The 15,150-nt window shown below is 74.1% G+C and carries 3 protein-coding genes; all 3 read right to left on the bottom strand.

Going from position 1 to position 15,150, the window contains the following annotated elements; genetic code table 11:
* A partial coding sequence (locus ABZ374_RS46895) for an acyltransferase domain-containing protein (RefSeq protein ID WP_360324523.1) occupies nt 1–4,385 on the bottom strand: 4,385 nt, incomplete at its 3' end.
* Between the two features lie 105 nt (nt 4,386–4,490).
* Nucleotides 4,491–14,066 carry a type I polyketide synthase gene (locus tag ABZ374_RS46890; protein WP_360324521.1) on the bottom strand — a complete coding sequence of 3,192 codons (9,576 nt, stop codon included), beginning with the start codon at nt 14,064–14,066 and terminating at the stop codon, nt 4,491–4,493.
* Nucleotides 14,067–14,136: 70 nt separating this feature from the next.
* The coding region (locus ABZ374_RS46885; protein ID WP_360324519.1) for a beta-ketoacyl reductase at nt 14,137–15,150 on the bottom strand (1,014 nt) is incomplete at its 5' end.

Below are 15,150 nucleotides of genomic sequence, written 5' to 3'. Positions count from 1 at the left end.
TCGCCACCCATCGACGCGGCACCCGGATACATCCCCAGCGTGATCAACACGTCCCGGAAATTGAGCCCCGCCGCCCGCACCGCGATCCGCACCCGACCCGTTTCGAGTCGGTCCTCCTCGGCGTCCTGCGGTGCCGGCCCGAGGGCCAGGCCCTCCAGCGTCCCGGTGCCGGCGGTGTGCAACTGCCAGGCTCCGGCCGGCGGGACCAGTGCGTCGCCGGGGCCGCCGAGACGGGCCAACCTGGGTACGAGCAACTCGCCCTGGCGCAAGGCGAGTTGTGTCTCGCCGCTGCGCGTCGCGGCGTCCAGCAGGGCTGCGGAGGCCGGGCTGTCGTCCGTGTCCACCAGGACGAACCTGCCGGGATGCTCGCTCTGCGCCGACCGGATCAGGCCCCACACCGGCGCGTGTACGAGGTCCGCCACCACATCGCCCGGGCCGGCCGCCACCGCACCGTGCGTGACCAGGACCAGCCGCGACCGTGCCTGCCCCTCGGCCGCGAGCCACTCCCGGATCCGGCGCAGCACGTGCGCCGCCGCCTCCGACACGGCGTCCGCGAGCCCGGTGCCGACCGGGGTCGCAGAGGGGGCACAGTCGAACACCGTCACGTCGTCGGCGTCGGCACCCGTTTGTTCGATCGCGGCCACCGGGGCCGGGATCCAGTCCAGGCGCAGGAGGTTGTCGGCCGTATCGTCGGCGGCACGCACGAGCCGATCGGCGGCGATCGGCCGCAGGACGAGGCCACGCGCGGAGAACACCGGTCCGCCGGTGCCGTCCGTGGCCTCCACGGCCACCGAGTCCGCGTCGCGCACGGACAGGCGTACGCGCAGCGACGACGCCCCGGAGGCCCGCAGCCGTACCCCGCTCCAGACGAACGGCAGGCGGACCGCGGCACCGCCTTCGCCGATGGCGGTCAGCGCCGCTGCCTGCAACGCGGCATCGAGCAGCGCCGGGTGCAGCCCGAACCGGCCGGCGCTTTCCCGGTGCTCGACGGGGAGCGCCACTTCGGCGTACAGGTCGTCGGCGACCCGCCAGGCCGCGCGCAGACCCTGGAAGGCGGGGCCGTAGGCGTAGCCGACCTCGGCCAGGTCCGAGTAGAAGTCGTCGAGTTCGATCGGCCGGGCGCCGGCGGGTGGCCACGCCGTCGTGCCGGGATCGGCGTCCTCGCCCGACCCGGCGGCGGTGACAACATCCGGCAGGAGCGCACCGCACGCGTTCCTGGTCCACTCCCGGTCCGGGTCGTCGTCGGCGCGGGAGAAGACGGAGACCGCCCGGCCGCCGTCGGCGTTCGGTGCCGTAACCACGACCTGGATCTGGATTCCGCCCTGTTCGGGCAACACCAGAGGTGCTTCCAGGGCCAGTTCGTCCAGGTGGCCGCAACCCACGGAATCCCCGGCACGGATGGCCAGTTCGACGAAGGCCGTACCGGGCAGCAGCACGGTCCCGGCGACCGCGTGGTCCCTGAGCCAGGCGTGCGAGGACAACGACAGCCGCCCGGTGAGCAGGTATCCCTGCCCGTCGGCCAACGACACCGAGGCGCCCAACAGGGGATGGCCCTCACCGGTGAGTCCGAGTCCGGCCGCGTCGTCGGCACCGCCGAGCGACACGTCGCGCAGCCAGTAACGCCGGTGCTGGAAGGCGTACGTCGGCAGGTCGAGGTCCGTGCCGCGGCCGGGCCGGGCCGGGTCGCCGAGCAGCGGCGACCAGTCCACCGCGAGGCCGGCGGCGTACGCCCGGGCCAAGGCGGCGGTGAAGTGATCCGGCCCGCCCTCGCCCCGGCGCAACGAACCGAGCACCACCGCCCGGGCGTCGGCGGACTCGATGGTGCTCTCGATCGGGGTGGTGAGCACCGGGTGTGCGCTGGCCTCGACGAAGGTGTCGAAGCCCTGCGCGAGCAGCAGCCGCACCGTCTCCTCGAACCGCACGGTCTCGCGCAGGTTGCTGTACCAGTACTCCGCGTCCAGGGCCGCGCCCTCCACCCGCTCCGCCGTCACCGCCGAGTAGAACGGGACCGCCGGCACCGCCGGTTCGATATCGGCCAGCTCGGTCACGAGCCGCTCACGGATGGACTCCACCTGCACCGAATGCGACGCGTAGTCCACCGGGACCCGGCGCGCCCACACGTCCGACCGTCCGCATTCCGCGAGCAGTTCGTCCAGCGCGGCACCCTCGCCGGCCACGGTCACCGAGGACGGACCGTTCACCGCCGCGACCGAGATCCGGCCCGCGTACTCCCCGATCAATGCGGTGGCCCGCTCCACCGGGACACCGACCGACGCCATTCCGCCCGAGCCGGCCATCTCCAGAATCGCCCGGCTCCGCAACGCCACAACCTTCGCCGCGTCCGCCAGCGACAACGCACCCGCCACACACGCCGCAGCGATCTCACCCTGCGAATGCCCCACCACCGCACCCGGCTCGACCCCGAACGACCGCCACAACTCGGCCAACGAAACCATCACCGCCCACAACACCGGCTGAACGACGTCGACCCGGTCGAGCCACTCCTCCGACCCCGACCGCAACACCGACACCAACGACCAGTCCACGAACGGCGCAAGAGCCGCCTCACACTCCGCAACCCGCCCCGCGAACACCGGCGACGAACCCAACAACCCCGCAGCCATCCCCAACCACTGCGAACCCTGACCAGGAAAAACGAAGACCGTCCGACCCGAAGACCGCGCCACGCCCGAAACCACACCCGACCCGGACTCCCCGGCGGCCAACATCGCCAACCCGGACGACAACTCCGCACGACCCGAGGCCAGTACCACCCCCCGGTGATCCAACACCGCACGTGACGCGACCAGCGCCGACGCCACGGCGGCCGGATCCGACTCCTCGTGTACCGTGACGAATTCGGCCAGCCGAGCCGCCTGTGCCCGCAGCGCGTCCGCCGACTTGGCCGAGATCACGAACGGCAGCGCGACTCGCGGTGACGTCTCGGGTGTCCCCTCCCCCGCCGGGCCCGCCGGGGCCTCCGGCACCGCCGCGTCCGGGGCCTGCTCGATGATCACGTGCGCGTTCGTACCGCTGATCCCGAACGAGGAGACCGCCGCCCGGCGCGGTCGGTCGACCACGGGCCACTCCCGCGCCCGGGTCAACAACTCCACCGCGCCCGCCGACCAGTCGATCCGGGTCGAGCGCTCTTCGGCGTGCAGGGTCTTCGGCAGGGTGCCGGCCCGGATGGCCAGGACGGTCTTGATCAGTCCCGCGACGCCGGCCGCCGCGCCGGTGTGCCCGATGTTCGACTTCACCGAGCCCAGCCACAGCGGGTGGTCGGCGGCGCGACCTCGGCCGTAGGTGGCGAGCAGCGCCTGCGCCTCGATCGGGTCGCCGAGCCGGGTCCCGGTCCCGTGCGCCTCGACCGCGTCGACATCGGCGGCCGACAGACCGGCGTTGGCCAACGCGAGCCGAATGACCCGCTGTTGCGAGGGGCCGTTGGGCGCGGTCAGGCCGTTACTGGCGCCGTCCTGGTTGACCGCGCTGCCGCGGACCACCGCGAGCACCTTGTGGCCGGCCCGCCGGGCATCGGCCAGTCGCTCGACCACGAGCACGCCGACGCCGTCGGCGAGGCCCATGCCGTCGGCCGAGTCCGCGAACGCCTTGCAGCGGCCGTCCTCGGCCAATCCGTGCTGGGCGCTGAAGCCGAGGAACTGGCCGGGGGACGACAACACCGTGACGCCGCCGACCAGGGCCAGCGAGCACTCGTCGGTGCGCAGCGCCTGTACGGCCAGGTGCAGCGCCACCAGCGAGGACGAGCAGGCGGTGTCCACAGTCACCGCGGGGCCTTCGAGCCCGTACAGGTAGGACAGGCGGCCGGAGATCACGGCCGCGGCGGTGCCGGTGGTCAGGTGTCCCGCGTACTCGTCGGGCACCCGACCGGCCGTCCAGCCGTAGTCCAGGTTGTTGGTGCCGATGAATACGCCGGCCCGGCTGCCGCGCAGCGCGGCCGGCAGCATCCCGGCGTGCTCGAACGCCTCCCACGAGGTCTCCAGCAACAGTCGTTGCTGCGGGTCCATCGCGACGGCCTCGCGCGGGGAGATGCCGAAGAAGTCGGCGTCGAAACCCGCCACGTCCCGGATGAAGCCACCGGAGGCGGCATACGTGGTCCCGGGGTGGTCCGGGTCGGGGTGGTAGAGCCGGTCCAGGTCCCAGCCGCGGTCCCGGGGCAGCGGGCCGATCGCGTCCTCGCCGCGGTCGACCAGATTCCACAGATCCTGCGGGGAGGCGACACCGCCGGGAAAACGGCAGGCCATGCCGACGATCGCCACCGGTTCGGTGGACACCGCCGCCGCCTCGAACGCCTCGATCCGCTGCTGGGCGTCGTGCAGTTCGGCCGTGGCCCACTTCAGATACTCGCGAAGGGTCTCTTCATTGGCCACGGCAGTCCTCCGGTGCTGGGGTCGCGGTGTTCGTGGGGCCGAATCGGGTCGTGGCGGGCGGCCGGCCGGGGGTCATGGCGTGCGCCCGGCCTGGGGTCGTGGCGTTCATCCGGTCGGGGTGCCGCGTCGGAGCCGGGTGTTGATGAAGGCCAACATCTCGTCGTCCGAGGCCGCTTCGAGTTCCTCGGCGACGCTGCGCGCGGCGAACGCCTCGGTGCCGTTGTTCGAACCGGGCGCGTCGGTCGAGCCGTTCGTCCCGGTCCAGCCGGCGAGCAGGGTGCGAAGGCGTTTGGCGATGCCGGCACGGTCGGTGTCGCCGACCGTGGCCGCGGCCAGTTTGGAGGCCAGCCGGTCGAGTTCGGCGTGTACGAAGGCGGCGCCGACCAGCCCGTCCTCCAGGAGTTCGCCGATCAGTACGTCCACCAGGGCGAGCGGGGTCGGGTGGTCGAACAGCAGCGTGGCCGGCAGGTCGAGGCCGGTGAGGCGGTTCAGTCGGTTGCGCAGGTCGACGGCGGTGATGGACTCGAAGCCGAGTTCGCTGAAGGCCCGTTCGGGCCGGATCTCCTCGACGCCGTCGTGGCCCAGGGCCGCGGCCGTGTGGGCGCGGACCAGGTCCAGGAGCCGACGCTCGCGTTCCGGGGCGGACGACTCGGCCAGTTCGCGGCGCAGCTCGTCGGCCGTGTCGGCGGCGGCGCGCGCCTCCTCGTGGAGCGTGGCGAGCGCGGCGCGGGCCTCGGGGAGGGTGTCGAGCAGCGGACCGGGTCGCCGGGCGGTGAAGGCACCGGTGAAGACCGGCCAGTCGACGTCGGCGACGGTCACGCAGGTGTCGTCGTGGTCGAGTGCCCGAAGCAGTGCCGCCCACGCGAGGTCGGGGTCGAGCAGGCGCAGGCCGCCCAGACCGATCCGGCGGATGGCGCGGGCCGCTTCGGGGGTGTCGGCCAAGTCCGCGTCGGCCGTCGGGTCCCAGACCGACCAGGCCACGGACAGGGCGTGTCGGCCGTCGGCGCGGTGCCGGCGGGCAAGGGCGTCGAGGTGGGCGTCGGCCGCCGCGTAGGCGCCGTGCTCGCCGCTGCCCCAGAAGCCGGCGACGGACGAGAAGTACACGACGGTCCGCAACTCGTCCGTGTCCGACAACTCGTCCAGGAGGCGGGCGCTGTCGACTTTGCCGGCCAGGACCTCGGCCACGGCATCGGCATCGGTGTCGAGCAGCGGGGCCAGGCCCGGGTCGCCGGCCGTGTGGATCAGGTCGGTGATCCGCAGCCCGGCGGCGGCGAGTCGGGCCGGCAGGGCGGCTGCCTCCTGCCGGTCGGCCAGGTCGCAGTCGACGAAGGTGAACCGGGTGCCCGCGAGGTCGGCTTCGAGGCGGGCGGCGGCGTCGGGCGCGATCCGGCCGGCCAGGACCAGGTGTTCGGCTCCGCGTTCGACCAGCCCTCGGGCGATCCGGATCTGCATCGGGCCGGTGTCGCCGGTGATCAGCACGGTGCCGGACGGCCGCCAGTCCCGGACGGGTTCGGCCGTACGCAGCGGTGCCCGCACCATCCGACGCACCCGGATCCCGCCCGACCGGATGGCGAGTTGGTCCTCGTGCGCCGCGTTGCCGAGGGCCCGACGCAGCCGGTCCGCTTCGGGGCCGGCGAGCCGGTCCGGCAGATCGATCAAACCGCCCCAGCGGTCCGGCAGTTCCAGTGCCGCGACCCGGCCCAGGCCCCAGATCCGGGCCTGGTCCGGGTCCGGGGGCGCGGCGTCGCCGTCGACGGCGACCGCACCGCGGGTGAGGCACCACAGCCGGGTGTCGGCGGCGAGGTCGGCGGCGGCCTGGACCAGGAGCAGCGTGCCGGTGAGGCCGTCCGGGTTCGCGGTGGCCGGCGGGTGGGCGCCGAGGCCGAGGAAGGACAGGAGGCCGATCGGCCCGGCGCCCTCGGGCAGCGCCTCTTCGAGGTTGCGGGCCAGTTCGGCCCGGGTCGTGTGGGCGGGGTCGACGGTGAGGGTGGTGATGCTCAGGCCGCGTTCGGCCAACGCCGCGATCAGTGCGTCGTGTTGCCCGTTCGGTGCCTGGTCCGCCGGTACGACGGCCAGCCACACGTTGGGGGCGGCCGGATCGGCGGGCAGGTCGGGGGCGGGTTGCCAGGTGTCGCGGTAGCGCCAACCGTCCGCCGTGCGCTGCTCGCGGGCGCGTCGCCGCCACGCGCGCAGGGCGGGCAGTACCGCGGGCCACGGCTGCCCGGCGGGTGCGTCGAGCAGGTCGGCCAGGGCCTGCGGGTCCTGGGTCTCGACCAGTTCCCAGAACCGGGACTCGGTCGGGTCGGCGGCCGGCGCGCCGGACACCCCGGCCGGATCGCGGGCCGCGTCGAGCCAGTAGCGCCGCCGGTGGAACGGGTAGGTCGGCAGGTCGACCACGCCGGGGCGGCCCGCGAAGAAGGTGGGCCAGTCGGGTACCACGCCCAGGACGGCGGCCTCGCCGACCGAGAGCAGGAATCGGGCGAGATCGCCCCGGTCGCGGCGCAGGCTGCCGATCACCGCGGGGGCGAGCCCCAGGGCCGCCGCCGTCTCCTCGATCGGGGTGACCAGGGTGGGATGCGGGCCCACCTCGACGAACGCGTCGTAGCCCTGCTCCAGCAGGCCGCGCACGGTCTCCTCGAAGCGCACGGTGTGCCGCAGGTTGCCGTACCAGTACTCGGCGTTCAGCTCGGCGGTGTCCACCGGGGCGCCGGTCACCGTGGAGTGGAACGGCACTCGGCCGGTGACCGGCGCGATGTCGGCCAGGTCGGTGCGGAGCCGATCGTGGATCTCCTCGACGTGGGCCGAGTGGGAGGCGTAGCTCACCGGGAGGACGCGCCCGCGTTCGGCCGCCGCGGCCAGGGCCCGTACCGCGTCGGGTTCGCCGGAGACGACGACCTGGCCGGGGCCGTTGACCGCCGCGAGGGACAACCGGCCGTCGAGCGCGCTGATCCGCTCGGTCGCCTCGGCCTCCGACATGGCGACGGACGCCATCAGACCGCGGTCGGACAGGGCGAGGAGCGCCTTGCTGCGCAGTGCGACGATCCTGGCGCCGTCGTCGAGGGTCAAGGCGCCGGCGACGCAGGCCGCCGCGATCTCGCCCTGCGAGTGGCCGACCACGGCCGCGGGCCGCACGCCGTGGGCACGCCAGAGTTCGGCGAGCGAGACCATCACGGCCCACAGCGCGGGCTGCACCACGTCCACTCGTTCCAGCGCGGTGCCTGCGGGGTCGCGCAGTACCTCGGTCAACGACCAGTCGACCCAGCGCTCCAGCGCCGCCTCGCACCGCTCGATGTGTTCGGCGAACAGGGGTGCCTGGTCCAGCAGTTCGGCGGCCATGCCGGCCCATTGCGAGCCCTGGCCGGGGAAGACGAAGACGATGCGATCGCGGGTGGGGCCGCTGCCCTCGGCGACACCCGGGCGGGCCTCGCCACCGGCGAGTCCGTCCAGCGCGTGCCGCAGGCCGTCGCGGTCCCGAGCCACGGCGACCGCGCGGTGGGCGAGCCGGGTCCGCGTCGTGGCCAGCGAGAAGGAGAGGTCGGCCGGGTCGAGTTCGGGGTGCCGCGCGAGGTGGGCGCGGAGCCGATCGGCGACGGTGCGCAGGTCGCGTTCGGTGCCGGCGGACAACAGGAACGGCAGCGGGGCGCCCGGGGGCTCGTCCGCGCCGGTGCCCGGGGGCACCCGCTCGGGGTGGACCTGCTCGGGGTGGACCTGCTCGGGCTGTGTCGGCTCGGCGTCCGTCGGCTCCGTGGGCGCCTGTTCCACGATCACGTGCGCGTTGGTGCCGCTGATCCCGAACGAGGAGACGCCGGCCCGGCGTGGTCGGCCGGTGTCCGGCCAGGGTGTCTGCTCCGTCAGCAGTTCGACCGCGCCGCCCGACCAGTCGATGTGCGGTGAGGGCGCGTCGACGTGCAGCGTCTTGGGCAGCACTCCGTGCCGCAGCGCCATGACCGTCTTCATCATGCCCGCCATGCCGGCCGCCGCCGCCGCGTGGCCGAGGTTGGACTTCACCGAACCGAGCCACAGCGGCCGACCCGCGGGCCGGTCGCGGCCGTAGGTGGCGATCAGTGCCTGGGCCTCGATCGGGTCGCCCAACGTGGTGCCGGTACCGTGCGCCTCCACCGCGTCCACCTGATCGGGCGTCAGACCGGCGTCGGCCAGGGCGAGTCGGATGACCCGCTGCTGCGAGGGGCCGTTCGGCGAGCTGAGCCCGTTGCTGGCGCCGTCCTGGTTGATCGCGCTGCCGCGCACCAGCGCCCACACCCGGTGTCCGTTGCGCCGGGCGTCGGAGAGCCGTTCGAGCAGCAGTACGCCGGCGCCCTCGGACCAGCCGGTGCCGTCCGCCCCGGCGGCGAACGCCTTGCAGCGGCCGTCCCCGGCCAGTCCGCGCTGGCGGCTGAATTCGACGAAGCCCGCCGGGATCGCCATCACCGCGACGCCGCCGGCGAGCGCGGTCTCGCATTCGCCGCGCCGGAGCGCCTGAACCGCGAGGTGCAATGCCACCAGCGAGGACGAGCACGCGGTGTCCACGGTCACCGCCGGGCCCTCCAGCCCGAAGGTGTAGGCCGGCCGGCCGGACAGCACGCTGCCCGCGCTGCCGGTGAGCGCGTAGCCCTCCGCGCCGTCCGGGCCGCGTGCGCCGCTTCCGTAGCCCGAGGGCGAGCCGCCGACGAACACGCCGGTGGGGCTGCCCCGGAACGCGGCCGGGTCCAGTCCGGCCCGTTCGAACGCCTCCCAGACGGTCTCCAGCAACAGTCGCTGCTGCGGGTCCATCGCCAGCGCCTCGCGCGGGGAGATCCCGAAGAAGCCAGGGTCGAACTCGGCCGCGCCGGGCAGAAAGCCGCCGTGCCGGGTGTACGAGGTACCGGGATGGTCGGGGTCCGGGTGGTAGAGGCGGTCGAGGTCCCAGCCCCGGTCGTCCGGGAAGGGCCCGATCGCGTCGCCGCCGTCGGCCAGCAGCCGCCACAGGTCCTCGGGCGAGTCGATGCCGCCGGGGAAGCGGCAGGCCATGCCCACGATCGCGATCGGCTCGTCCGACGCGGCCCGGCCGGCGGTCGGCGCCATCTCGACGGGCCGGTCCTCCCCCGCCAGTTCGTCGCACAGGTGCGCGGCCAGCGCCGCCGATGTCGGGTGGTCGAAGACGGCGGTGACGGCCAGCGGGAAGCCGATCAACGCGCCGAGTCGGTCGCGCAGTTCGACCGCGGTGAGCGAGTCGAAGCCCAGGTCGCGGAAGGCGCGGTCGCTGTCGACGGCCTGCGCGGAGGCATGCCCGAGCACCTGCGCGACCTGGGTGCGCACCGCGTCGAGCGCGAGCGCGGGCCGGTCGGCGGGCAGGGCCGCGGCGAGCCGGCGGCCGAGTTCGGAGTCCGCCGCGCTCCCGGGCCCGCCGTCCCGCGCCGACTGCTCGACGCCGGCGCCGAGTTCGCTCAGGAGCGGGCTGGGTCGCATCGCGGTGAAGGCGGCCGTGAACCGCTGCCAGTCCACGTCCGCGACCGTCACCGTCGCCGCGCGGCTGCCGGCGGCGCGGGCGAGCGCGGCCAGGCCGGCGTCCGGGTCGAGCACGTGCAGGCCGCGTCGGGCCAGCCGTTCCGCGTCGTGCTCCGCGCCGACCATGCCGTGTCCGGCCCAGGGCCCCCAGGCGATCGAGGTCGCGGCCAGTCCCCGGCTGCGGCGCTGCTCGGCCAGCGCGTCCAGGGTCGCGTTCGCCGCGGCGTACACGCCCTGCACGCCGCCGCCCCAGGTGCCGGCGACGGAGGAGAACAGCACGAACGCGTCCAACTCCCGCGCACCCAGCACCGCATCGAGGTTGGCGGCGCCGACTGCCTTGCCCGCGAGGATGTCCGCACAGGTGCCCGGGTCGGTGTCCAGGACGGCACGGTCCTGGGCGAGCCCCGCGGTGTGCACGACGGCCCGGATCGGCTCGCCGTCGGCGTCCAGATCGGCGACGAGCCGGGCCACGGCGGCCCGGTCGGCGAGGTCGCAGGACACCACGGTCGTCCGCGCGCCCAGCGTGGCGAGTTCGGCGGTGAGGTCGGACACACCGGGGGTTTCCGGGCCTCGCCGGCCGACCAACACCAGCTCGTCCGCGCCGCGTTCGGCGGCCCACCGGGCCACCAGGGCGCCGAGCCCGCTGGTGCCGCCGGTGATCAGGATCCGACCGGCGGGTCGCCACTCGGCGTGGTCGCCGACCGCCCGCGCCGCGGCCAACCGCCGTACCCGCACCCCGGCGGCGCGCACCGCGACCTGGTCCTCGCTGCCGTCGGCGATCATCGCCGCGGTCCGGGCCCAGGCCGGCTCGTCGAGAGTGTCCGGCAGGTCGAGCAGGCCGCCCCACAGCGTGGGATGCTCCAAGGCGACGGTGCGGCCCAGGCCCCAGATCCCGGCCTGGTCGACGTGCCGCGGCGGATCCGACGGGCCGGTGCTCACCGCGCCCCGGGTGAGGCACCACATCCGCACCCGACCGTCCAGGCCGAGGTCGCACAGCGCCTGAACGAGGGCGAGGGTGCCGGACACGCCGAAGCCCGGCTCGGAAGTACCGGCATCGTCCGCCGATTCCCGGCTCGGGAGCAAGACGACACCGGTGAGATCGGCGTACTCGCCCAGCCTCGCCGCCAGCGCCGCCCGATTCCACCCGTCGGCCTCGACGATCAGGTGTTCGACGTGCGCGCCCCGGTCGGCCAACGCCTGCCCACCGGCCACGGCCGGCGCCGGGTCGTCCGCGCGGGACGAGATCAGCAGCCAGGTGCCGATCGCTCGGGCACCGGGCGGTTCGGCGAGCGGTTGCCAACGCACCGTGTACCGCAGGTGCGCCCCGGCGTCGACGTCGGCGGCGGCCGGGCGGGCGCCCCCGGTGCGCACGGGAGGATGTTCGGTCGCCAGCCAGTAGTGCCGCCGCTGGAAGGCGAAGGTCGGCAGTTCCACCCGCCGGCCGCCGTGCGCGGCGAGCATGCCGGACCAGTCGACGGGGATGCCGGCGGTGTGCAGCGTGGCCAGCGCACCGATCGTGGTCCGCGACTCGGGGCGGTCCCGGCGCAGGAACGGCACGACGGTGGCCTCCGCCTGCGGGTCGGTGTTCTCCCGCGCCATCGCGCCGGCCACCGCGTCCGGGCCGATCTCCGCGAACGCCGTGACCCCCTCGGCGATCAGCGAGGTGATCCCGTCGGCGAAGCGGACCGGCTCGCGCACCTGGCGCACCCAGTACTCGGGGTCGGTCAACTCGGCGGCATCGGCGATCCTGCCGGTGAGGTCGCAGACCAGCGGAATCCGCGGTGCCGCGTACGAGACGCCCTGAAGTACCGTCCGGAACTCGGCCGCCATCGGCTCCATCCGGGCCGAATGGAAGGCATGGCTGACGGTCAGCCGCTTGGTCCGGCGACCCTGCTCGGCGAAGTGCGCGGCGACCGCCGCCACCGCGTCCTCGTCACCCGAGACCACCACCGACGTGGGTCCGTTGATCGCCGCGATGTCGGCGCGGTCGTGGTTCTTGAGCGCGATCCGGACCTCGGCCTCGGCGGCCTGGACCGCGACCATCGCCCCGCCCTTCGGGAGCGCCTGCATCAACCGGCCCCGGGCGGCCACCACCACGGCCGCGTCCTCCGCCGACCACACCCCCGCGACATGCGCGGCGGCCAGTTCACCGATCGAATGCCCGAGCAGGAACCCCGGCCGCACACCCAACGACTCCACCAACCGGAACAGCGCCACCTCCACCGCGAACAAACCCGCCTGGGTGAACACCGTCTCGTCCAACAAACCCTCGGTACCCGCCACCCCGAACACCACATCCCGCACCGAATGCGCGACATGGCCGCTCAGTTCCCGGTCCAGCCCGGCCACGGCGGCGTCGAACGCCTCGGCGAAGACCGGGTACTCCGCGTGGAGTTCCGCCCCCATCCCGACCCGCTGACTGCCCTGCCCGCCGAACAACAACGCCAGGCGGCCGTCGGGACGCACACTGCCCCGCCGGACACCGGGATCACCGGCGCCCTCGGCCAAGGCGCCCAGTCCGGCCAGGAGTTCCGCGCGGTCGCCGCCCAGGACGGCGCCGCGGACGTCCAGCGCCGAGCGGGTCGCGGCGAGCGAGTAGGCCAGATCGAGCGGGGTGAGATCGGGGTGCGCCGCGATGTGGTCCAGCAGCCGGCGGGCCTGGGCGCGCAGCCCGGGTTCGGAACGGGCGGAGACCAGCCAGGGGATGAGGCCGTGCCCCGGGGTGGCCTCGGATGTCGCCGCCGCGGCCTGGTGCGCGAACTCGCCGTCGCCCTCGCCTTCGCCACGGGGCTCCCCCGCGATCGTTGCGGGCTGCTCGATGACGACGTGTGCGTTCGTACCGCTGATACCGAAGGAGGACACCGCGGCGCGGCGCGGACGGCCGGTCTCCGGCCAGGGGCGTGCCTCGGTGAGCAGTTCCACCGCACCGGCCGACCAGTCCACGTGCGGCGTCGGCGCGTCCACGTGCAGGGTCCTGGGCAGGATGCCGTGCCGCATCGCCATGACCATCTTGATCACCCCCGCCACCCCCGAAGCGGCGGCCGAGTGGCCCAGGTTGGACTTGAGCGCACCGAGCCACAGCGGCTGCTCCGGGTCGCGGTCCCGACCGTAGGTGGCCAGGAGCGCCTGCGCCTCGATCGGGTCGCCGAGCGAGGTACCGGTACCGTGCGCCTCGACCGCGTCGACCTGGTCCGCCGTCAGCCGGGCGTTCTCCAGCGCCTGCCGGATCACCCGCTGCTGCGACGGGCCGCTCGGGGCGGTCAGTCCGCTGCTGGTCCCGTCCTGGTTGACCGCGCTGCCGCGCAACACGGCGAGCACCTGGTGGCCGTTGCGTCGCGCGTCGGCCAACCGTTCGAGCAGGACGATGCCCACACCCTCGGACCAGCCCGTGCCGTCGGCGGCGGCGGCGAACGCCTTGCAGCGGCCGTCGGGCGCCAGGCCGCGCTGGCGGCTGAACTCGACGAACAGCGCCGGGTCCGACATCACGGTGACCCCGCCGGCCAGCGCGAAGGAGCACTCGTCCTGCCGCAGGGCCTGTGCGGCCAGGTGCAGTGCGACGAGCGAGGACGAGCACGCGGTGTCCACGGTCACCGCCGGGCCCTCGAACCCGTAGGTGTAGGACAGCCGCCCGGACAGCACACTGGCGACGTTCCCGGTCATCGAGTAGCCCTCGACGGCCTGCGGCAGATCGCTCAGATTCTCGATGTAGCGGGTCGCGCCGGCCCCGACGAAGACCCCGGTCCGGCTGCTCCGCAACGCGGCCGGGTCGATCCCGGCCCGCTCGAACGCCTCCCACGAGGTCTCCAACAGCAACCGCTGCTGCGGATCCATCGCCAGTGCCTCGCGCGGCGAGATGCCGAAGAACTCGGCGTCGAAGTCGGCCGCGTCGTGCACGAAACCGGCCTGGCGCACATAGCTCCTGCCGGTCGCGTTCGGGTCCGGGTCGTAGAGCCCCTCGACGTCCCAGCCCCGATCGGTGGGAAAGTCCGAGATGACGTCGGCACCGGCCGCCACCAACCGCCACAGGTCCTCGGGCGAGCGCACCCCACCGGGAAAGCGGCAGGACATGGCCACGATGGCGATCGGTTCCCGGCCGCGCGCCTCGACGGCGCTCAGGCGCCGCCGGGTCTGCTGGAGTTCCTCGGCCACGCGCTTGAGGTAGTCGCGGAGTTTCTGCTCGGTGTCGCTGGCGTTCATCGTCCACGCTTTCCAGAAGGCAGAGGGGTCCGGATCGGTCGCCGGCCGACGGGTGCGGCCGGTCATGGGGTCAGTCGAGCCCCAACTCCTTGTCGAGCAGGCTGAACATCTCGTCGTCGGTCACGGCGTCGAAGCCACCCGGCCGGTCGTCGCCGTCGGCGCCGGCCGCCGCCTCGTCCGGGGTCTCCTCGAACCGCCACAGCAGCGCCTGCAGCCGGCGCAGGACGGCGGCCCGGTCGTCGCCCGCCGCGGGCAACGAGCCGGTGAGCGCCGCTTCGAGCCGGTCGATCTCGCCGAGCAGCGGTGCCGCGGCCGCCTCGCGCACCGGCTCCAGCCCCTCCAGCAGGTATCGGGCAAGTGCCAGCGGGGTCGGGCAGTCGAAGATCACCGTGGCGGGCAACCGCAGTCCGGTGTCGGCCCCGAGTCGATTGCGCAGCTCGACCGCGGTCAGGGAGTCGAAGCCGGACTCCATGAAGCCGCGTTCGGACGAGACCGCGTCCATCGAGGCGTGCCCGAGCACCGCGGCGCAGTGTCGGCGGACGAGGTCGACCAGGATGCGCTCCTGCTCCGTCTCGGACTGCCCCGCCAACTGCCGGGCGAGCGTGCCCTCCCCGGACGCGGCGGACGCGGCCGCCCGACGCAACGGCGCGCGTACCAGGCCGTGCAGGGGTGCGGGCAGGTCCCCCGACTCGGCCGCCCGGCGCAGTGCGCCGAGGTCGAAGCGCACCGCGGCGGGGTTCGCCTCGGCGAGGTTCAGCGCCGTGTCCAGCAGGGCGAGGCCCTGTTCGGCCGTCATCGCGGCGATGCCGGAGCGGCGCATCCGGGCCAGGTCCTGCCGACCGAGTTGCCCGGTCATGGCGCTGGTCTCGGCCCACAGTCCCCAGGCCACGGAGCTGCCGGGCAGACCCGCCGCCTGCCTGCGGGCGGCGAACGCGTCCAGGAAGGTGTTCGCAGCCGCGTAGTTGGCCTGCCCGGGACCGCCCAGGAGTCCGGCGATGGAGGAGAAGAGTACGAAGGCGGAGAGGTCGTGGTCGGCGGTCAGTTCGTGCAGGTTGATCGCACCGTCGACCTTGGACCGCAGTAC

Source organism: Embleya sp. NPDC005971 (assembly GCF_040629175.1).
Classification (GTDB): domain Bacteria; phylum Actinomycetota; class Actinomycetes; order Streptomycetales; family Streptomycetaceae; genus Embleya.
The sequence above is the reverse complement of the archived record's forward strand: the minus strand, read 5'-3'. Positions and strand labels throughout refer to the sequence as shown.

What these genes read in the sequence shown, in the direction of transcription:
- ABZ374_RS46890 (WP_360324521.1), bottom strand. Translation starts at nt 14,066, where the DNA reads ATGAACGCCAGCGACACCGAGCAGAAACTCCGCGACTACCTCAAGCGC.